The sequence below is a fragment of the Paenibacillus solani genome, from assembly GCF_050475945.1.
Lineage (GTDB): Bacteria > Bacillota > Bacilli > Paenibacillales > Paenibacillaceae > Paenibacillus_AQ > Paenibacillus_AQ solani_A.
Genome location: NZ_JBCMXJ010000006.1, coordinates 20,576 through 40,162, shown reverse-complemented (window position 1 = coordinate 40,162; position 19,587 = coordinate 20,576). Strand labels below are relative to the sequence as shown.

Sequence of the window (19,587 nt, the reverse complement as noted above, 5' to 3'; positions counted from 1 at the left end):
CTACTACTGCGGATTGAATGGGTGAGCGAATGTTTCCACTGGAGAGGCAAAAGAAAATACTTGAGCTGTTGACGATTCGTAAAGTACTGAAGATCGCGGAACTTACAGAAGAGCTAAACATTTCGGTGGATACGCTGCGCCGGGATCTGAATACCCTGACCAAGCAAGGACGGGTCGAAAAAATCTATGGCGGCGTTAAAATTGTGGAGTCCCGATTCGGCGAATCTTCCATGGATGAACGCATGGTCAGCCAGTTGGAGTCGAAGGAGCGGATCGCCCGCAGATGCAGCGAGCTCGTCCATGACGGCGATTGCATCTATATTGACAGCGGCTCAACCACGTACCAGATCGCCAAATACGTGAAGCATAAGAAGAAGCTGACCGTCGTAACGAACTCCCTGCCAGTAGCAATCGAGCTGATGGACAGTGATGTGGAACTGATCATGATCGGCGGAAAAATTCGGCGGGAAGAGCAATCCGTTGTCGCGTATGAATACATTTTCAACTTTCATGAACTGAATGTACTGAAGGCGTTTATCTGCTGCAGCGGCATTACCATCGAAAAAGGCATTTCCGACTATAACCTGGAAGAAGCCATTACGCGCAAAAAAATGATCGAGCTGTCCAAACAGGTCATCGTCATGGCGGACAGCACCAAATTTGGCAAGGACGTCACGATTTCCATCGCTCCGCTCGACAAAATCGATACCATCGTAACGGATAAGAACGTCCATACAAGCTTCATCCCAGCATTCAAAAAAACGAGCACAAGCCTCGTGATTGCGGATGAATAGCCTATAGACTACTCATAGAAAAAAACGGACATCTCCTCATCATCGAATCTAGAGCGATGAGGGAATGTCCGTTTTGATTTAGGCAAAAATAATTCGAGTTATGCTAATATGGCCAGGCCTTTACGGATCTCTTGCACCAGTAACATTTTTTCTTCTTCTATAATTCCGTCTGCATTTAGCTTCCTGGCAGCCACGGGGAGAATCCATGGTTGAACATCTTCATAAGTAAGACCCCCGTGCTGCTCATATTCATCCATAAACGCCTCGATCATGTGTTCTCGCAGCCTATCAAATTGTTTACAGATGGTATCCGGTATGCCCGATGGCAAAATAGCATATCGCATCATAAGGATGAATTCGGCCAAGTCTGCCTCCGGGTTCCCCATCGAAGCACACATCCAATCGATGACAACCACACTTCCATCGGTTTGGACCAGCAGATTGTAGGGATCGGCTCTCCGTGACAAGGTACACGTTTAGCAGGAAGATCATTTAATATGGCAATGACCGCGTCTTTCTCTTCAGCTGTTAAAAAAGATGGGTTGTTGATAGAATAGACCAACATGTCCTTTTGAAGGGTTGGCAGCTGGACCCCTGAAGACTGGTGAATTCGGGCCATCTCTCTGGCTATCATCCGAATTTCTTCTCCTTCCCCGGACATTCCTTCGGACTGGGCCAACGACAAACCATTTCGAATGAGCCTCACCATCACAGTTTCCCCATAGACACGTTCAAACACAATGCCGATCCGACCATCGAGCTCCACCAGTTCCAAAGGTTGCGCAACCGGAAGTCCGCCATCCCACACGATACAGTTGATCTCATATTCGCGCCTCATAGCATCACCATTCGTGTTGTCCTTAGCCCATTTCAGGACCTTGGAACCGGAACCGTCTTCCCATTCGAATACTTCTGCACAGGCACCTTCTGCAATCTTTTCCCCAAGCTTGTTACTCATAGAATCTCCCCCATCAAGATCATACGAATTCTCATGTCATAACCTTTATGTCGAAGTTCGGCCTTTACTTGCACTATTCTATAGAATGATGAATGAATCAATTATTCCTTACTATATTTGGATATCAGAATCGAAGTCAATATAATGTAAGCAGAAATAGGATGTTTTTTCTAACTATATAGACACCATGCGGGTAGTCGATTTTCGCTGCTTTTACACCTGATCTTGCATGAGCCTCACCAAGCCGCAGCTCGATGACCCATCTTTTGTTTCCTCGCTATATAACGATATACGCACCTGGCATAGATTCTTCTTCATCTTGTTTACAAAAATCAACATTTTATATATAAAATGAATTTGATTACTAATTTGTTTTTTTATCAAACTTCTCCTTATTTAAGGTGTTTTATATATGAAACAATATAAATAATGTAACTAACATACAATAAAAGAAGGTGATTTCGTGAGAAAACAATATATCACAACAAGTCTTGTTGTGTTAGTCATAGGTATAGGTCTTACAGTTGCCGTTATCAACGGTATTATTTTTGCTGATGATAAAAAATCTAATACTCAAAACGAGGTGATAACGGACGCAGATTTTGAAAAGATAAAGGAAAATCTTAAAGGTCAGCCAGGGGTAGACATTAGAACAGAGTATGGGACCTTTGATTATGTTGAACATCCAAACGAATATCCTGATGAACAAATCGTTATTTTACCTGATGAGGATGATAAAGTGGGTCCTGAAACCAAACTAATTGAATTCAATGGACACTTTTACGAAAAAAAGTGAATACCTATCACAAATAAACCACGTCCTGTTGGGCGTGGTATTTTTGTTTCTATATATCGTGCGTACTGCTCCATAATCGAAGGGTGCATGCTCCGGATGGCTATCAGCTTGTATATCTGGATGCTATTGATCAATTAATGGCTCCCCTACCCAGGGGCAGATAGAAACGATGTTCCTCCTGGTCTTTGGCAAAGCCAACCGACTGATAGAGTGACAAGGCCGTTTCATTAGCTGCCTTTACTTGAAGCCTTACCGAAGCAGCTCCGTGATCCTGGAGATAAGACATGGCACGGTAGAGCAGGTATTTTGCAATTCCCCGTTGTCTCCATGCTTCTCTCACGAACACATCTTCAATTGCGCCCTTGTCCCCCTCTTCCAGCCAGGCCATGGTACTCCCGATCACCGTGTCCCCTTCCAGGACATTCATCGTAATCCAGTTGGGATTCGCTTTATATTCCCGTAATCGCTCAAGACCCAGCGGCGTTTCCGGCCAGATTTCAGCCTCGAGCTTCAAATACGCTGCTTCCTCTTCCGCGTGCTCCATCTTCCACAATCGATGCCGATATCGATCTTCTAACGGGAAGTCAGGAATGGGCTCCTCAAGCGACCGCTTCATAGAATATAGATTCTCGAGATGCCGAAATCCCGCTTTCTCTGTAAAAAAATCATTATTGCCAATCTCGTGGGCATAATTGCCCACACACAAATACGTTCCGTACGTTTCCGGCAGGGTCTTCATTAAGACAACCGCCCGTTCATAGAGAGCCTTGTACAGTTCATCTAACAGATCATAATCCCGCTCCCGTTCCGGCAAAGCCTTGAGGTTCACGTATATATGATGCTTACAGCCAGGCTCGCATCCGGGCGGGACTATATTAATAACCCCCACCTGTCCTTTGGCCACCATTTTTCCGTCTTCGAAGGCACAGAACACGTTATCCCAATTCTCTTGGTCGCCTACCCACCAGAACAGCGCATGCTCGGCGGATACCGCCTGATACAGCTCCCCGAGCAGAGGCATATCGTCCTGCTTAAAATTCCGTATAATTCTATTGCTCAATTGAATATCACCAGCCTTTACGCTCATTGTAGGACGTCCTGACATGATAAACCTAGAGTAAAAACAACTATAAACAAACTAACCGCTTTTCATATATGAATTTCTTAAGAAAGGTATACATTTATGTTATTACGTAATATAATAATTACGTAATAACATAAACCGTGAAAAAAGTGAGGTTGATGGTCCGACATGACACGTGATCTGACTCAAGAGATGGATGTTTTAAAGAATCAAATGGCCGAACTGCAGCAGCTTGTTTATCAAGCGATTATGGAACGTAAACCTGTTACCGCATCAAACCAACATCAACAAGAAATAGATACGGCACCCAATATATATGAAACAACCCCCGAAGCTGGCTCCGTCTTCTATGCCGGACAAGTACATCTGAACGGACATGGTATCCGCTGGGAGCCGCAGGAACGGCGCATGGATCAATTGCTGGACATGAACACCGAGAAGGCAGCCAAAATCCTGGCCGCACTGGGCAACAAGCAGCGCCTGGATATTCTTAAGGCCGTCATGGCAGAGTCCCTATCCGGTTCCGAACTGGTGGAACGACTCAACATGGGAACAACAGGTCAGCTGTATCATCATCTCAAGGCGCTGCTCGGCGCAGATCTACTCGTCCAGGAGCAGGGCGGCCGCTACACTCTACCTAAGCATCGAAGCCTGCCATTCCTGCTGCTGCTGTCAGCTGCAGGTGATCTGCTCGATGCAAGCGACTATCTTGAGATGTCGGAAACCCGCAGCAATGCGGGGATGTACTTCGGAACATCGCATGGCTTCGACATTCATCAGCTGCTGTGGGCAGTGGTGGAAAACTCTATACTGGAGCATACGAACGGGTATGGCGATCAAATTGGCATTTTCCTGCATGAGGATGGCAGCGTGACGGTTACCGATAACGGAAGAGGTATTCCCGTGCAGGCACTACCGAATTCCAACATTCCAGTTGTACAGTCGATTCTGACCGATGTTCACCGATTGAACGCAAGCGCGAACTTTCTGGTTCCCGGAGCGGAGAAAGGGATTAGCATTGCCGTGGTCAATGCCCTCTCCAAGTATCTGACCGTGGAGATTCGCCGTGACGGGAACATCTATCGGCAAGAATACCGGCACGGCATTCCGCAGACCGGACTGCAAACGGTCGGTTTAACCCAAGAGACGGGCACGAGCGTGACATTCAAGCCTGAACCGGAACTGTTCAGCTCTGCTTTTGAGTTTGATCGGATCCTCGAGCGCAGGGATGCGATTGCCGCTGACTATCCTGCACTTGCCCTGACAATCCGAAACTCCTCTGAAAAAGAGGCTTGAGGGGCGATCCCACTTGTAGTTACCTTGCTTTTTTGTAGCAGCGGCACTTACGATCGACAGCGCACATCGTGCGCCCGATGCATGGTTCGGGCATGCATGGATGGCTGTCGACCATAAATGCCCGGAACCACGCGCCATTTGCACAGTAAGGCCCCTAGTGGGAAGAAGAAGATAACTTGTGTGGTGGTTGCAGCTATTCATTCCGATAGGCATGAAGGAAATGAGACGGAAGCTATTTACGGAGGTTCCCACTTAATATCCAGGTACTCCGAGTGCCTGTGCTCCTGTGCTATACTAAGCTTGAACGACGCAGATTGAGGTGATATAGAATGCTGGAACGTTCTATGGAGAATGTAATGGAATCGGAACAAGAAAGGGGCTGGTGCGATTAAAATATAAAACGAAACGAGGACGATACGCATGAACACACAAGGTACGATAATGAGCGAAGGATTTGCATTAAATGTTTCTATTCATGGAAACGGCAAGCCCATATTGGTGGTGGGAAGCAGCGTTTACTACCCCCGCTTGTTTTCGGAGCAGCTTTATTCGTCATTTCAATTGATTTTCCTGGACCATCGAGGTTTTGTGCAGCCTCCTCGGACACTGGAACCGGAAGACTATACGCTGGATAAGGTTCTGGATGATATCGAAAAGGCAAGGCAAGCGCTGGGACTGGAGGATTTTATCATATTGGGGCATTCGGGACACGCCTTTATGGCGCTGGAATATACTAAAAAATATCCGGAACATGTCCGGAAGGTGGTTCTGCTGAACACAGCCCCGACCAATAGCCTGGAGCGGCAGCAGCAGAGCATCGCCTTTTTCAATGAGACAGCATGTTCTGAGCGGAAACGGCAGTTTGAAGCGGATATCCCCCTGCTGGAGGAAGACAACCGAAGGGAGCCTGAACGACGGTTTGCTCATATGTGCATTCGGATGGGAGCCCACAGCTTTTATGATTATGCCTATGATGCAGGATTCATGTGGGATGGGGTCTTCACCAGCATGCCCGTCTTGGATCATTTATGGGGAGAAGCCTTCGCAAGGCTGAATCTGATTGATTCCCTGAAAGAGGTCGATATCCCCGTCTTCATTGGTCTTGGGCGTTACGACTATTTGGTCAGTCCTGTATCGCTATGGGATGCTGTAGAAGGCACGCAAAAGAACGTGAAGAAGGTCATTTTTGAAAAGAGCGGCCATAATCCGATGTTCGAGGAGCCTGAGCTTTTTAACGCTGTCTTGACGGATTGGATTCACGAAACGGAGCACTGATCCGGTAAATACGATACGCATGACAACGCTATACACTAATAAAAGAGGAGCCCACAGCTTTCCCGCTGGGGCTCCTTTTACGTCTACTTACGTTTTTAACCGATAAACTCTCGCTTCATACGGATTCAGTTTCACTGAGCTTGACAAAATACCTGAATTTCAATGACTCACCGTCGTGAACATCTGCCGATCAACCGGACAAAGGATCTGTTATTGGCTGATATCGAGTATAACGATTCCATGCGAGGCAACGTTACTTCCGTTGCGCATGGGCATGCAATCGCCGGAAATAATGGCCTTAACCAAGCCGAACAGAGCGGTACTGCGACGGGGAGATACCTTCCCGTTTGCGGAAAGCACGTGAGAAGTTATTCTCATCAACGAATCCAACCTGCTCGACGATTTCTTTTATGGATAGTGGCGTCGTTTCAAGCAGCTGCTTTGCTTTCTCGATGCGAATTTTCGAGACATACTGCATTAAAGGCAGTCCGTTCTTGTTTTTGAAGTAACGTGTTATGTAAGAAGGAGTCAACGAGAACTCTTCAGCAATGGTCGAGAGACTAAGATTGCAGTCCATATATGATCGGGCAACGTACTCCAGCATGGACGTATACAATCGATCATGGTTTGAATCCTCCCCTAAGCTGTCTTGAATGCTGCACGCAGCCTCAAACAGATTGCTGCAAGCCTCTTCGATCGTCTTCGACTGATATTCGGTAAGCGCATCAAGCTTGTATTTAATGGCTTCGCGATGCGATAGCGGGATGTTGTTGACAAGCTGGTTCAAGGTGAAGATCATTTGCTGGTACGTCAAGCGGAAGGCGGATGCATCCTCCATAAACGTAAACCGTGCTTTTAGCTCGGTGATTTGCCGTTCCAGGTTCTCGGAGTCTTTAGAGCAGACGGCGGCATGAAGCGCATCTGCTAATAGCGAAATTTGCCGTACGTCGCTCGTGCCCGCAGCTACCTCGCTCGCGATTTTTGGCGCGGCTGCCGAAGGCGTAATAATCGATTGTTTGCCGGCAAAGATCCGATATTCCGAAAGCGAAGTCGCCGAGTTGAACGATTGGTGCAGTTCATTGGTTGGCTGCGGCTCTCCGACGGCACAAGACAAGGAGAGCGCGAAATGCCTTTCCATAAACGCCAAAATCTGCTCCGCAAACGCTCGGCTATGCTCCTCCCAGCGGCCTTCTTCTTCGGTATTCCACGAGACGATGCCAACAATACCATTGTCGATAGCCAAATCAAGCGCATAATTCGCACCATGCTCGCCCGATAAATTCTCAAAAACGTTACAGATGGCATACTTCATGAGCCATTGCTCGCTTAGTGGCTCTTTGCTTATTTTGGCGTTGTAGTCATCAAACATAAACATTAGCACGCTGCTCGTATTTCGTTTGCCAAGCAGCTTGTCCAATGCATCCCGATTGGTCTCGGAGGTATTATCCACATTCAACTTCCCCATCAGTACAGCTAACAATAGCTGGTTTCTCGTCAAAATCTCCTGATTATGCATCATATGGGACAAATGCAGGCTTTCATCTCTCATCTGCTCGATATATAGCGTTAACCGGGTCAGCTCATCCTGCTCCGCGCCCTCGGCTTTATCCCGTACAAATCCCGAAAAACGGTTCGATAGCTCCTGAATCGGCTGATAGCTCTTTAGAGCCGACCGGAAGCAAAGCACCACGCCAAGAATAAGCGAGAACAGGAATATTCCCAGGGAAATAGTCAAGGCGACATAATACTCTTGATTGTAAGCGCTGCGCCGAATCGCGTTAATTACATGGAACTGTTGTTTGTCGGACGTTTCCTGCAATAGAAGATAGCCCGGAATGCGCATCTTTGCATCATCAACAGCCAGAGCAAGCTGCCTCCAGTCCAAATCGCTATGGCCTTTCAGGTAGAAAATCGGCGTGCCACTGCGGTCAAAAGCGATCAAGCTGCGTTCGTTATCGACTACCTGCCGAAAATTGTTCAATAAAGCGGAATAGTCCAGCTTATAGATCATAATGCCACTGGAATATGGCGTACCGTCCAGCGGAATCAACAATAATAGAACCTGTTCCTTGCCCGGTTCTTCGTCTGATTGGGTCAGCGAGGAAATAAATACAGGCTCCTTCAGTTTATCCATTACATTATGTAATTGCTCTGGCGCTATTCGGTTATGGCCGATTAAGTGAACATAGCTTTCCGGGGTATACATGCCCGTATCCGTAAAAATGGTGTTTTCCAGTGATGGATAAGAGGAATGGCGATAGTAAAGACCTATCGAGTCAAGATTAGCTGAAGGCGCTTTCAAATTTGCCAGCTCTTTCGCTATATCATACGGATAAGCCACCTGCTCTTGTAATTGATAAGGGAGCAGCCTTGTATTTCGCGATACGGACAAAGTCAGCATCTGCAAATCGAATATCCGGGTATCGAGCAGCTCGGTCATATGCGCCATCGATTTCTGCGTGTTGTCCATAAGCCGATTGTATGTGTTCGATAAAAAAATGATATTGGTCAATAAGAACAGCAGGCCGGAGACAGCTAATATGAGAAGATACCGAAACAGAAATTTACGATACAGCTTGGACTGAATCGCTTTGCGCACACTCGTCACATCCTTGATGATTTAGGTCTAAAGCGTATTTCGAGTATACGAATTTGATATAAGCTTATCAATTCTTCTTCGTAAAAAAGCAAAAATTGACTGGTTGCTGAAAAATTTGCAGGGTACATACTCGGCTTGAAACGCAATTTTTGCGTGCATAAGCCGATATCCGCTTGTTGTTGCCGACCCCAGATTCACTTATCATCGAGCCATACGAAAGCGTTTCAGGCGCCGAACCGCTTTTGGCAACGAAGAAGGGGGCCCGTTAAATGGCTGCTAAAGACAAGACTGCCACCTCGCCCGAATCACGGAGAAGAAGGTTTGCGCTGCGTAAAAACTGGGACTATCTGATCTTCGTAATTCCGGTCGTCCTTTATTTCATTATCTTTTGTTACGGCCCCATGTACGGGGTTCAGCTATCCTTTAAACGATTTAATCCGGCCATGGGGATTACAGCCAGCCCTTGGATTGGCATGGACAACTTTACGAGGCTCTTTGGTTCGTACCAGTTCTCCCGAATTCTCACCAATACGCTGGTCATTAATCTGTTTAAGACGCTGATCAGCTTTCCGATTCCAATCATCCTGGCTCTCATGTTTAACGAGATTAAGCGGGAACGCTTGAAGCGAACGTTTCAAACGATCACCTATGCACCGTATTTTATTTCCACGGTCGTATTTGTCGGGATTATTAATTTATTTCTTGCCGGAGAGAACGGGTACATCAATCATATTCTGGATATATTCGGTTTCGGTCCGATTCCGTTTCTGACGGATCCGCATTATTTCCCCGGTGTTTACATCGGCACGGATGTGTGGCGAAATGCAGGCTGGAACTCCATTATTTTCATCGCGGCATTGTCCAGTGTAGATCCGCAGCTGCATGAATCTGCGCAAATCGACGGGGCCGGCCGATGGAAAAGGATCCTTCATGTGAACTTGCCATGTCTTCTGCCGACCATTGTCATTCAATTTATTTTGCAGATGGGAAAAATGATGACTCTCAGCTACGAGCGCATCTTGCTGATGCAAAACAGCTTGAATATCGAATCGTCCGAGGTTATCTCCACTTACGCTTACAAAATGGGTCTAATCAACATGGATTACGGATTTTCCACTGCCGTGGGGCTCTTTAACAATGTCATCAACATCATCCTATTGCTCGCGGCCAACAAGCTCGCCAAAAAATACAGCAGTGGCAGCTTGTTCTAAAGGGAGGAATGACCATGCAGGCAGTTTCCAACAAAATTAAAGAGTCTAACGGGGATCGTCTATTTCTGATTGTTACATATTCATTAATCGGTATGTTGGTATTAATCATTCTGTACCCGCTTATTCATGTCGTCAGCGCTTCTTTTAGTGATCCCAAGCTGGTCGTAACCGGCAAAATTGGCCTGTTTCCGAAAGGGTTTAACTTGGAGGCCTACCGGCGGGTATTCATGAACGAAGAAATATGGATCGGCTATCGGAATACGATCCTGTACACGGTCATCGGTACGGTAGTCAATATTGCGCTGACGATGATGGGTGCTTACCCGTTGGCCCGCAAAAATTTCCCTTGGCGAAGAGGGTTCATGGTATTCTTCACGATTACCATGTTCTTCAGCGGCGGCATCATTCCGATGTATTTACTCGTTAAAAATTTGGGCCTGTACAATTCGATGTGGGCTTTGATTCTGCCAACCGCCATCAACGTGTACAATATGATCGTTGCACGCACGTTTATTGAATCAACCATCGACGAGCAGATCTATGAATCGGCCTATATGGACGGCTGCAGCAATATACGAGCATTTTTCTCCATCGTGCTGCCTTTGAGTGCACCGATCATAGCTGTCCTTGTCCTGTTCTATGCCGTCTACCATTGGAACTCCTATTTCGAGGCGATGATCTATTTGAAAGACCGATCATTCTATCCCTTGCAGCTGTTCCTGCGGGAAATTCTAGTTATGAATCAGTCGGATAATGTGATGATGGATTCCATTGAGACCGATTCGAGTAAGTTTCTCGTCGCTGAAGGGGTCAAATACGCGGTTATCATCGTGTCCAGCGTACCTATTTTAATGCTGTATCCGTTTCTTCAGAAGTTTTTTGTTAAAGGCATGATGATTGGCGCACTTAAAGGTTGAATAATAAAGGAGATGACGACGATGAAAAAGAAGTATGTACTACTCTTGTCTACCTTGCTGAGTGTATCGCTGCTCCTGATGAGCGCTTGCAGCAATACCGGAAATAACGCAGATCATAAGGCGCCTTTGGCGAATGAAAGCACGGATAATATTAATAAAACGGGCATGCCGATTGCCAATGAGCCCGTCCATCTGAAAGGGCTGGTCGCAAAGTACGAGCTTGTTAAGGATTGGAACGAGCATAAGGGGTTGAAGGACTACGAGGCGAAGTCCAATGTCATCATCGATTGGGATTCCGTCCCGCAAAACACCTTCGAAGAGCGGAGAAATTTGCTATTTGCGTCCAATGACCTGCCGGATTTTGTCATGCGGGCGATGCTGTCGCCGCAATTGATCACATCTTACGCGACTGCTGGTCAAATCATCCCGCTTGATGATTTGATCGATGCCGGCTATGCGCCGAACCTTTCGGCGCTAATGGAAGCCAATGATGGTATTCGCAAATCCATTACGTCCGCGGATGGTCATATTTACTCGCTGCCAAATATTAGTGAAGCAGACGGCCGGATTGCCTCCTCTTGGATCAATAAAGAGTGGCTGGACAAGCTGGGACTTGAAATGCCCACAACGATGGACGAGTTCTATGAAGTATTGAAAGCATTCAAGGAGCAGGATCCGAACGGCAACGGCATTGCGGATGAACTGCCGATTTCCGGTTACAAAGAGAACAATAGCAGCGGCAATGAGTTCTTCAGATCGTTCTACGGCAGCTGGGGCTTCGGCGGCAATTCCGGTATTATCGCACCTTATATGGATGTTGATGATGAGGGCAAGGTTCGTTATATTGCGACAGACGACACATTTAAGGATATGCTGACCTTCTTCAACAAATTGTGGGCTGAAGGACTGATCGATAAGGAGATTTTCTCACAGGATATGAACCAGGAAGTCGCTAAGATCGACGAAGAACGAGTCGGTTACGTAGCGAAAGGCAACAACAATCTATGGATGGGAGACAATCGCAGCCATTACGTGCAAAATCCTGTTTTTAAAGCGATTGACGGGGATGTGTATTGGACGGGCGTCAGCCCTAAAGTTAGGGATCTCGGCTCCTTTGTCATTACGAGCAAGAATCCGAATCCTGCAGCTACACTCCGCTGGGCCGATTATTTCCTTAGCGAGGAAGGGACTGCACTGGCTCGGCTTGGCATCCAGGACGTTACTTACACGATTGACGGAGACGGCTTTTATAAACTGAAGGACGAATTTGCCAACAATCCTAACGGACTTACAGTAGATGAAGCACTCGCAGAGTACACCATTTTCCAAGGCGGCAATATTCCGCAGCGCGTCACGCAAAATGTAGACCAAAGCGCGGCTGTCCTTCCCGAAATGATTGCCAACAAGGATGTCATTCGCCCATTCCTGGTACCAGATGAAAAGCTGATGATTCCGAACTTTACGGAAGAAGAAAACATTCAATTAAGCACTTACGCGACTGATATTGAAGCATTCACGGATGAGCAAATCGTTAAATTCATTACGGGCGCAAGGCCGATCGGCGAATGGGAGGCATTTGTGGAGACGCTCGGCAAGATGAAGCTGGATAAATACCTTGCCATCTATCAATCTGCTTACGACCGATGGAATCAGCAATAATAGACGAGATATTGAGGAAAGGGGAATACCGCCATGATCTTTTATGGTACGAGCGCAGCCGAAGGAATTCCGAATCCGTTCTGTTCTTGTCCGGTTTGCAACAACGCGCGAAGAACTGGAGGGCGCGAAATTCGCCGCCGTTCCATGCTGCGGCTCGATGAGCAAATCTGCATCGACCTGGGGGCGGATGCTTTTCAGGAAGCGATCGAATTCGGCGACTTTACCAAGCTGCAGCATGTGCTGGTGAGCCATACGCACGAGGACCATTTCAATTACATGATGATGAATGTAAGAAATATGTCGATCGAACGCAACGCGGAGCCTTTGCACTATTATTTTACCGATCAAGCGTATGACATCGTTGATTTCTATCGGCAGAGCCGGCCGATTATGAAAGGGATGACTTCCGATCTGGAGGCACGCGGCGTTGTCGCTTTTCATAAGCTGGCGTTTAACGAGAAGGTCGTGATCTCCGGCATGGAAGTGACGCCGCTCCGCGGCAATCATTTGGGCAATATGGGTGAGAGCTGCGCGAATTATTTGATTAAGCGGCCGGATGGTCAAAAAGTTTACTATGGCGTGGACACAGGCTGGTATTTGCCTGAGACTTTCAAGGCTCTAGAAAATGCGTCTCTGGATGTGCTGATAAGCGAATGTACCTTTGGCCTCACGCCTGGGCGCGGGCTAAATCCGAATGGGCATCTGGACGCATTCAGCTGCATGGAATTGTTCCGTGTACTGCTTGACCAAGGCACACTGCATGCCGGTTCCCGCATCTACCTGACTCATATCAACCACTTTACCTCCAACCACGCTGAGCTCGTGGACTGGTTTGCAGCCCAGTCGTTCCCATGTCCGATTACCGTGGCCTGGGACGGGCTAAGCATATAACAGATTGCTGAAATGGAACATACCAACTTTTTTAAATAGGAAGAGCAACCAGATCAACAGGTTGGATTCATGAAACAGAACACGAATCCTTGCGAAGATCACACGGATGCCCACATTCTTAATGAAGAGGAGCCCGCAGCTATCCCGCTGGGGTTCCTCTTCTTTCTGCCGGGCTTGATCTTCAACCGCTAGCTCTTCTTCATACGGTATCAGCGTCATCGTCCGGATAAGGCCTACCCTGTATGAAAAATACATGGTGCCTCGTCTATTGTGCGAGCTATCGACGTATCTGCAATATCCCGGCATGGTTGAGGCGGTGAAGAATCCGGTTTTGAATGTTCCTTAACAAAGTCTTGGTAATGATATGTCCTCCCTGCTCAGAGAGATGACTCCCCCAATCTCCGGGTCTCCTCCTCGATTCGGCTTGGTTCGATTCGCTCAAACAATAGCTTCACGCCGTGGAGCGGCCTGCCAGCCGGAATGTGGCACCATTTCCACGCGGGCTGCTCCAATGAGAGAAAACCTCTTATTTTATCACAGGAGAACGGAATGAACGGCTGCAGCAGATTCGCCAGATTGGCTATGATCTGAACACAGGTATAGAGTGTATTTCCGCAAGCTTCACGATCCTCCTTCACCTGAATCCATGGCTTCTGTTCATCAAAGTATTTGTTTGCAAGGCGCACCACGCTGAATATCAGCTCCAACGCTTCTTTCAGTCGTCCTTCCTCAATGAGCGTGCCAGCCTGACGGTACAATGCCTCAATCCGGCTCTGCCACTCTTCCGATATGCTACCTTCGGGCACCCTTCCCTCAAACGATTTGTTCGCAAACACCAAGGTACGATTGACCAAGTTCCCGAATGCGCCAAGCAGCTCCCCATTATGGCTGTGAATGAACTCCCTCCAAGAGAAATCGGCGTCCCGTTTCTCGGGACCGTTCGCGATAAGGAAATAACGAATCGAATCAGGTTCATAACGGCTTAACAAATCCGGCACCCATATGGCCCAATTGCGACTGGTTGAGAATTTTCTTCCCTCAAGGGTCATGTATTCGCATGAAATGATCCGATCCGGCAAATGCAAGTCCCCGACCCCCTTAAGCAGCGCGGGCCAGATCAATGTATGAAACGGAATATTGTCCTTTCCATGAACATAATAAGCCGTGACCTCACCCTGCCCCTTGCGCCAAAAAGACTCCCAGTCTCCGCCCGTTTCCGCCGCCCACTGCTTACTGGCGGACAAGTAGCCGCTGACCGCTTCGATCCAGACATAGATTTTCTTATCCTCGAAGCCCGGAACGGGCACATCCACGCCCCAGGTCAGATCACGCGTAGCCGCCCGGTCCTGAAGGCCTTCCTCCAAGTATCTCCTGGTCATTTGCACTGCATTGTCCCGCCACCCTTGGGCGTTATCGAGTTCATTCTCTAACTCGCCCTGAAAATGCGACAGCGATACGTAAAAATGCTCGGTAGGCCGCTCCACCGGCGGGTTTCCGCAGATTTTACAGGTTCTGTTCCCCAGATCAGACGGATCGAGCATCGTGGAACAAGCATCACACTGATCTCCGCGAGCCCTGCTGCCGCAAACGGGACAATCCCCTTCCACATAGCGGTCCGGCAGAAAGCGCCGATCGGTCTCGCAGTACGTCTGCAACACGGTTTTGCGATACAGATGCCCATTGTCCAGCAACTTTAGAAACAACTCCTGTACCACCCCATGATGAAATGCCTGATCGGTTCGGGTGTATAAATCGTAGGTGAAGCCCAGCTGTTCGAAACATTTCACAAACTCCCCATGATACCGGTCCGCGATATCCCCGGGAGACACTCCCTCTTGTATCGCTTGAACAGCCACCGGCGTACCGTGGCAATCACTGCCGGATACATACAGCACCTGCTCTCCCTTCGCGCGGAAATAACGTGCCAACACATCTCCGGGCAAGAGGCTTGCAAGCCTCCCAAGATGCAATGACCCATTGGCATAGGGCCAAGCGCCACCGATAAAAATGTTCGTCATCTCATTCATCCTCCTTTTTGTAGACAACAAAAAAAGCCCTCATCCCAAAAGGGACGAGAGCTTGTCGCTCACGTGGTACCACCCAATTTCATTCATGCCTTGCGGCATTCACCTCTTCGGGTACGACGCGAATGAACGCGGGTATACCCTAGCACGTTAACGGGTGCGGGTTCCGGCACAGCCTACAACCCTACGGCAGGGTTTCGGTGCACAGCTCAGAGACCATATTCCCCAGGTTCTTTCTTTACCCCTTTTCACCAGCCGGGGCTCTCTGTTCAAAGACGTCGCCAAGGTACTCTTTCTCTTCATTGCTTTTGTTTAGCATTATTCAATTTATTGGTAATCATAGCCGAACACCAAAGTTGAAGTCAAGAGGATGATTTCAGTGTCGCTCTTGATCTCTCGCGGCCATCCCGTATTGCCCCCAGCTTCTTGCCGAGCATCATCTTTAGTTTCTTGCGGGCTCTGCTCATGCGGTTCCGTACATTTTCAGGCTCAATCTGCAGCACTTCTGCGATCTCTAATGTGTTGAAATTCTCGTAATAGTACAAATACATCGGCTGTCTCAAGGTTTCCGGCAGTGTAAGCACAGCCGACAGCAGCGCGTCCTCTTGATCCTCGCTTTTCATCACGGATTCTGGAGAAGCCTGCACAGCATCTTCGCTTAAACGATCCACAGAAAGAAAGTCCACTCATTCCACTCCATTTCTTCTTAGGTTTATGATGGTCCCTATACTCCTTAATTTGAGGTGCGGGTCTTATTCTTGGCCGCTTGATAACGCCGTTTCTTCCCCAGGAAGAGACGCACCCGCAAGCTTACCCGATCATGCTTGAATTTCCACGCTTCTCTGGCCTTTCGATTTAGCTCCATCTGCTGTTGTCTTATGAGATATTCCGTATCAAACCAATTGCTCATCTCCAATCTCTCCTTTTGCCGTTCATTAGTTCATATTTTTTTGAACCATTTATTTAAGTTCAATTATATATGAACTTATAGAAAGTTCAATATTTATTTTTCAAGTGTTGTGGTATCATAAAAATGGAAAGATGAGTACTTAGAGGAGTGAACGATCATGACTCATATCAGAATTGACTATTCGCCTGTTCACGAGCTGATAACCAGCTTGTATGCGTATACAGATAATAAAAACCAAATGCATGATCTGGGAAATAAGTGGAGGAAGGAAATTGAGAAGAAGCTGCCCGCTTCTTTTACGGACAAGCTGGAGAAGCTGGACCTGTGCGAGATTATTTCCTATCTGCATCTGGTTATCGTAGACAGCCCGGAAAAAGACAATATCGAGCGTTTTCTCGGCTGGTTTGCCGATTTGGGAGAAGGTCAACTGTATGAAATCCTGGCTCCTTATCTTGGAGACGGATTTCCGATGGGACTTAAAGCCTTTCGAGAGTTGAGCGTTGAATTTATGACGGAGTGGCACCGCGCTTATACTATCCCGCCTGAGATTCACGAGTTGCTTGGACGTTCCGCTGCCCGTATGGAGCAGCTGAGCCGGGAGCTTCCCTACATTGATTTGATCGATGAGGCCACGAGCGGGATTGTGCTTGACTCTGAAGACGACTACCACGCCATTCTTCTCATTCCGACCTATCACATTAAGCCGTTAAACCGGATGGACTTTATAAGCAACCAGCAGCTTATTATCAGTTATGCGGTAGATGATGAGCAGCTGGACGAGGATACGCCGACCAATCAGCTGCTGCGCATGACCAAAGGATTGGCTGACGAGAAGCGGCTTGTACTGCTGCACATTCTGGCTGACGGTCCCGTCACATTTACGGAATTACAGCAAAAGACCGGTCTGTCCAAGAGCAACCTGCACTATCACTTGTCCCTGCTCAAAACTGCTGGCCTTCTGCGCATGCACTTCAAAATGCCGAATGAGCGATATAAATACAGCGCCAGACCCGAATCCTTTAACCAATTGAAGGCTTTCCTGGAGTCTTATGTGTTCGGGCTCAACAAGGAATCAAAGTGATAGGAACCTGCCCAATCCTCTAGCATTCAGCCATTGCGGCCGAAAGGGCCACTCTCTATCAAACAAAGCCTCCTATAGGTATCTTGACGATAAGAAAAGAATAGGAGAGGAGGAATGAGCCTATGTTTATCATTTTTGTGTTTCTGGTCCTTGGCATCCTGCAATTATTAATGAGATGGCTTCTTTTGGATAAAGAAGACCGCAAAGCTAGGATCACGGATACCAAGGGAGATTCCTATTACTATCGTGGCGGCGCGCTCTTCGTCATCGTAATTATAGGAATTACCATTGTCAGCTTCTTTGGGATTTTCGAAAAAATCACCATTCAAGGAATGTATCTCGTCTCGCTTATTCTTGTTCTTATATTCCGTGGTTTCCTGGAATGGAAGTATCTGAGGGAAACCAAACAGCATCAAATGACGATGATTCTACTCGGTATTCTTCTTCTCTTTTCTTTGTTTTTCTTCTCGTTAAAATAGCATTCCGTATCTATGAAAAAATCGATCAACTTTTCCCCAGAAGGCAATCCGCGTATAGCGCCATGCTGTTTTTGCGAGATCAGGCAGATAAGCCTCGGAAATTTAAGCCTTCTGATCTCTAAATGAAAAAAGCCTGGAACAACCGTTCCAGGCTTCTTATCATTCAGCTATTTAGCTGCAATCTTCAATTAGTTGCTCTCCAGCTTGATCGTCAGCGCACTCTTCGCCGGCATCTCTAAATGCAATGCCTCTTCCCCGTGCAGCTGGATCGCCACACTCTCCGAAGCCTCGCTGTCGTTAAACAATACGGCGGCAATGGAGCCATCCGTGTTCTTAAATGCAACGGAACGAATCCGATCACCGCTGGTAGAAGCAATGCGAACCGCTTTCGGGCGGATTACCTTGCTAAAATGCGCCAACGCATAGTAATCCAGCGTACAGGTTAGTTCCTTCGTCTGTTGATTCACTGTCACAATGCCGCGGCAGGTGCTTGTTCCAAAGCCCGGCACCGTAGGGCCGTTCTTCTCATCCAGCGCCATATTCCACAGCACATAGGACTTACTGTGATTGCGGAGTATCTCGATTCCGGTTCGAATTACGTTGGAGAAAGCCTGCTCAAACGGCGGAATCCATTCCCCGCCTGATCCTTCCGTGAAATGAACCTCTTTTCCCGGGAATGCTTCGAACACTTCCGACTGCGCAGATGGCTTGCCGCCATACCAATGCCAAGCGACCCCATCCACGGCGTCGCCCGCCTGCTCAAGCACCGTTAACGGATAATCCGGCTTGTCCCAGTTATGATCATAACAGAGGATTTTTGTATCAATGCCGTTCTTCACGAATTGCGGCTTCAGATGGTTCTTGATGAAATCACTTTGCACCTCGGGCAGCATGATCATGCCGGGATAATGACCTGGCGAGTACAATGCTTCATTCTGCGGTGTGATGGCATAAATCGGCAGCCCGTTGGCTTCATACCCTTGAATATAACGCACAAAATAATTAGCATACACCGAATAATATTCCGGCTTCAACTCCCCGCCAATCATCGAGCCGCTCGTCTTCATCCAGCCCGGCGGGCTCCATGGGGAACCCATCAGCTTCACATCCGGATTCAATCGCAGCGCTTCCTTCAGAAGAGGAATAATATCTTCCTCGTCATGAGCAATGGAGAACCGCTCAAGCTCTACGTCCGTCTGACCTTCAGACAGGTCATTATAGCTGTAGAAGTCTCGTGCATAATCCGATGCCCCCATCGGTTGGCGCAGAACGGACAAACCGATCCCTTCGTTTGCATCAAACAGCTGTGTCATGAGCTCTGAACGCTGCTTCGTGTCCAATACTTGATGGATCAGATAAGCTGCAGAATCCGTGAAGGACGCGCCGAAGCCGTCCATTTCCTGAAACGTCTGCTCCTCATCGATGACAATCGTATGCTTCTCCGCACCCGTCGTTACAGGCGCCAGCTGCGCCATGTCTTTTTTAACGAATAGTTCCTCTTCACCGTTTGACTGGTAGATGATGATGTTCAGCATGTTGTTTCCCTCCAGGTTTCTTGTGGTCTTCCTACCCATGTCTCCAGAAAAAAGCTTGGACAGGGCCCCTACCCTGTC

19 protein-coding genes and 1 other annotated feature are annotated in these 19,587 nt (G+C 47.8%); of the genes, 10 read left to right on the top strand and 9 right to left on the bottom strand.

Features of this window, described 5'->3' with window-relative positions; genetic code table 11:
• The first annotated feature begins 29 nt into the window (after positions 1 to 29).
• The gene (locus ABEQ74_RS07415) at positions 30 to 794 is read left to right on the top strand and encodes a DeoR/GlpR family DNA-binding transcription regulator (RefSeq protein ID WP_430121030.1); all 765 of its coding nucleotides are present in this window, start codon (positions 30 to 32) and stop codon (positions 792 to 794) included.
• Between the two features lie 98 nt (positions 795 to 892).
• Here ABEQ74_RS07415 and ABEQ74_RS07410 read toward each other — a convergent pair whose 3' ends face one another.
• Complete coding sequence (locus ABEQ74_RS07410; RefSeq protein WP_430121028.1) at positions 893 to 1,159, bottom strand: hypothetical protein; 267 nt, start codon at positions 1,157 to 1,159, stop codon at positions 893 to 895.
• Positions 1,138 to 1,752, bottom strand: a complete 615-nt coding sequence (locus ABEQ74_RS07405) for a hypothetical protein (RefSeq protein WP_430121026.1) — start codon at positions 1,750 to 1,752, stop codon at positions 1,138 to 1,140. Before ABEQ74_RS07405 ends, ABEQ74_RS07410 begins: the two co-directional genes overlap by 22 nt.
• A 463-nt stretch (positions 1,753 to 2,215) precedes the next feature.
• Here ABEQ74_RS07405 and ABEQ74_RS07400 point away from each other — a divergent pair, with 463 nt between their 5' ends.
• Entirely contained in the window at positions 2,216 to 2,548 is a 333-nt protein-coding gene (locus ABEQ74_RS07400) for a hypothetical protein (RefSeq protein WP_430121024.1), read from the top strand.
• Positions 2,549 to 2,678: 130 nt separating this feature from the next.
• Here the strand turns inward: ABEQ74_RS07400 and ABEQ74_RS07395 are convergent, their stop codons facing one another.
• Positions 2,679 to 3,635, bottom strand: coding sequence for a GNAT family N-acetyltransferase (locus tag ABEQ74_RS07395; protein WP_430121022.1), 957 nt, complete (start codon positions 3,633 to 3,635; stop codon positions 2,679 to 2,681).
• Positions 3,636 to 3,800: 165 nt separating this feature from the next.
• Between ABEQ74_RS07395 and ABEQ74_RS07390 the strand changes: the two genes are divergently transcribed.
• A complete protein-coding gene (locus tag ABEQ74_RS07390) occupies positions 3,801 to 4,928 on the top strand; it encodes an ATP-binding protein (protein WP_430121020.1) in 1,128 nt (375 codons plus the stop codon).
• Positions 4,929 to 5,348: 420 nt separating this feature from the next.
• Positions 5,349 to 6,203, top strand: a complete 855-nt coding sequence (locus tag ABEQ74_RS07385; RefSeq protein ID WP_430121018.1) for an alpha/beta fold hydrolase — start codon at positions 5,349 to 5,351, stop codon at positions 6,201 to 6,203.
• A 298-nt stretch (positions 6,204 to 6,501) separates the two neighbouring features.
• On the opposite strand, the gene ABEQ74_RS07380 is transcribed toward ABEQ74_RS07385, so the two are convergent.
• Complete coding sequence (locus ABEQ74_RS07380) at positions 6,502 to 8,802, bottom strand: helix-turn-helix transcriptional regulator (protein WP_430121016.1); 2,301 nt, start codon at positions 8,800 to 8,802, stop codon at positions 6,502 to 6,504.
• A gap of 269 nt (positions 8,803 to 9,071) precedes the next feature.
• Here ABEQ74_RS07380 and ABEQ74_RS07375 point away from each other — a divergent pair, with 269 nt between their 5' ends.
• The 4 genes from ABEQ74_RS07375 to ABEQ74_RS07360 are packed head-to-tail and all read left to right on the top strand — an operon-like array spanning position 9,072 to position 13,480.
• A complete protein-coding gene (locus tag ABEQ74_RS07375) occupies positions 9,072 to 10,013 on the top strand; it encodes an ABC transporter permease (protein ID WP_430121014.1) in 942 nt (313 codons plus the stop codon).
• An 8-nt stretch (positions 10,014 to 10,021) separates the two neighbouring features.
• The gene (locus ABEQ74_RS07370) at positions 10,022 to 10,930 is read left to right on the top strand and encodes a carbohydrate ABC transporter permease (RefSeq protein WP_430121012.1); all 909 of its coding nucleotides are present in this window, start codon (positions 10,022 to 10,024) and stop codon (positions 10,928 to 10,930) included.
• A 21-nt stretch (positions 10,931 to 10,951) separates the two neighbouring features.
• Positions 10,952 to 12,589 (top strand): extracellular solute-binding protein, encoded by a 1,638-nt coding sequence (locus ABEQ74_RS07365; RefSeq protein WP_430121010.1) that lies wholly within the window; start codon positions 10,952 to 10,954, stop codon positions 12,587 to 12,589.
• A gap of 33 nt (positions 12,590 to 12,622) precedes the next feature.
• Positions 12,623 to 13,480 carry an MBL fold metallo-hydrolase gene (locus ABEQ74_RS07360; RefSeq protein WP_430121008.1) on the top strand — a complete coding sequence of 286 codons (858 nt, stop codon included), beginning with the start codon at positions 12,623 to 12,625 and terminating at the stop codon, positions 13,478 to 13,480.
• Here ABEQ74_RS07360 and ABEQ74_RS07355 read toward each other — a convergent pair.
• The 4 genes from ABEQ74_RS07355 to ABEQ74_RS07340 form a co-directional block, all read right to left on the bottom strand.
• Positions 13,469 to 13,735, bottom strand: coding sequence for a hypothetical protein (locus ABEQ74_RS07355; RefSeq protein WP_430121006.1), 267 nt, complete (start codon positions 13,733 to 13,735; stop codon positions 13,469 to 13,471). The two genes, ABEQ74_RS07360 and ABEQ74_RS07355, sit on opposite strands and share 12 nt — an antisense overlap.
• A 122-nt stretch (positions 13,736 to 13,857) precedes the next feature.
• Positions 13,858 to 15,498, bottom strand: a complete 1,641-nt coding sequence (gene metG / locus ABEQ74_RS07350) for a methionine--tRNA ligase (RefSeq protein ID WP_430121004.1) — start codon at positions 15,496 to 15,498, stop codon at positions 13,858 to 13,860.
• A 46-nt stretch (positions 15,499 to 15,544) separates the two neighbouring features.
• Positions 15,545 to 15,816: a binding site (T-box leader), on the bottom strand.
• Positions 15,817 to 15,866: 50 nt separating this feature from the next.
• Positions 15,867 to 16,190: an RNA polymerase sigma factor gene (locus ABEQ74_RS07345; RefSeq protein ID WP_430121002.1), complete on the bottom strand. Its 324-nt coding sequence runs from the start codon at positions 16,188 to 16,190 to the stop codon at positions 15,867 to 15,869.
• Between the two features lie 47 nt (positions 16,191 to 16,237).
• Positions 16,238 to 16,414, bottom strand: coding sequence for a hypothetical protein (locus tag ABEQ74_RS07340; RefSeq protein ID WP_430121000.1), 177 nt, complete (start codon positions 16,412 to 16,414; stop codon positions 16,238 to 16,240).
• 157 nt (positions 16,415 to 16,571) lie between these two features.
• Here ABEQ74_RS07340 and ABEQ74_RS07335 point away from each other — a divergent pair, with 157 nt between their 5' ends.
• Together ABEQ74_RS07335 and ABEQ74_RS07330 are read left to right on the top strand one after the other, a co-directional pair.
• Positions 16,572 to 17,495 (top strand): ArsR/SmtB family transcription factor, encoded by a 924-nt coding sequence (locus tag ABEQ74_RS07335; RefSeq protein WP_430120998.1) that lies wholly within the window; start codon positions 16,572 to 16,574, stop codon positions 17,493 to 17,495.
• 122 nt (positions 17,496 to 17,617) lie between these two features.
• Entirely contained in the window at positions 17,618 to 17,974 is a 357-nt protein-coding gene (locus ABEQ74_RS07330) for a DUF4181 domain-containing protein (protein ID WP_430120996.1), read from the top strand.
• A gap of 188 nt (positions 17,975 to 18,162) precedes the next feature.
• Here ABEQ74_RS07330 and ABEQ74_RS07325 read toward each other — a convergent pair whose 3' ends face one another.
• The gene (locus ABEQ74_RS07325; RefSeq protein WP_430120994.1) at positions 18,163 to 19,509 is read right to left on the bottom strand and encodes a glycoside hydrolase family 30 protein; all 1,347 of its coding nucleotides are present in this window, start codon (positions 19,507 to 19,509) and stop codon (positions 18,163 to 18,165) included.
• Between the last annotated feature and the right edge of the window lie 78 nt (positions 19,510 to 19,587).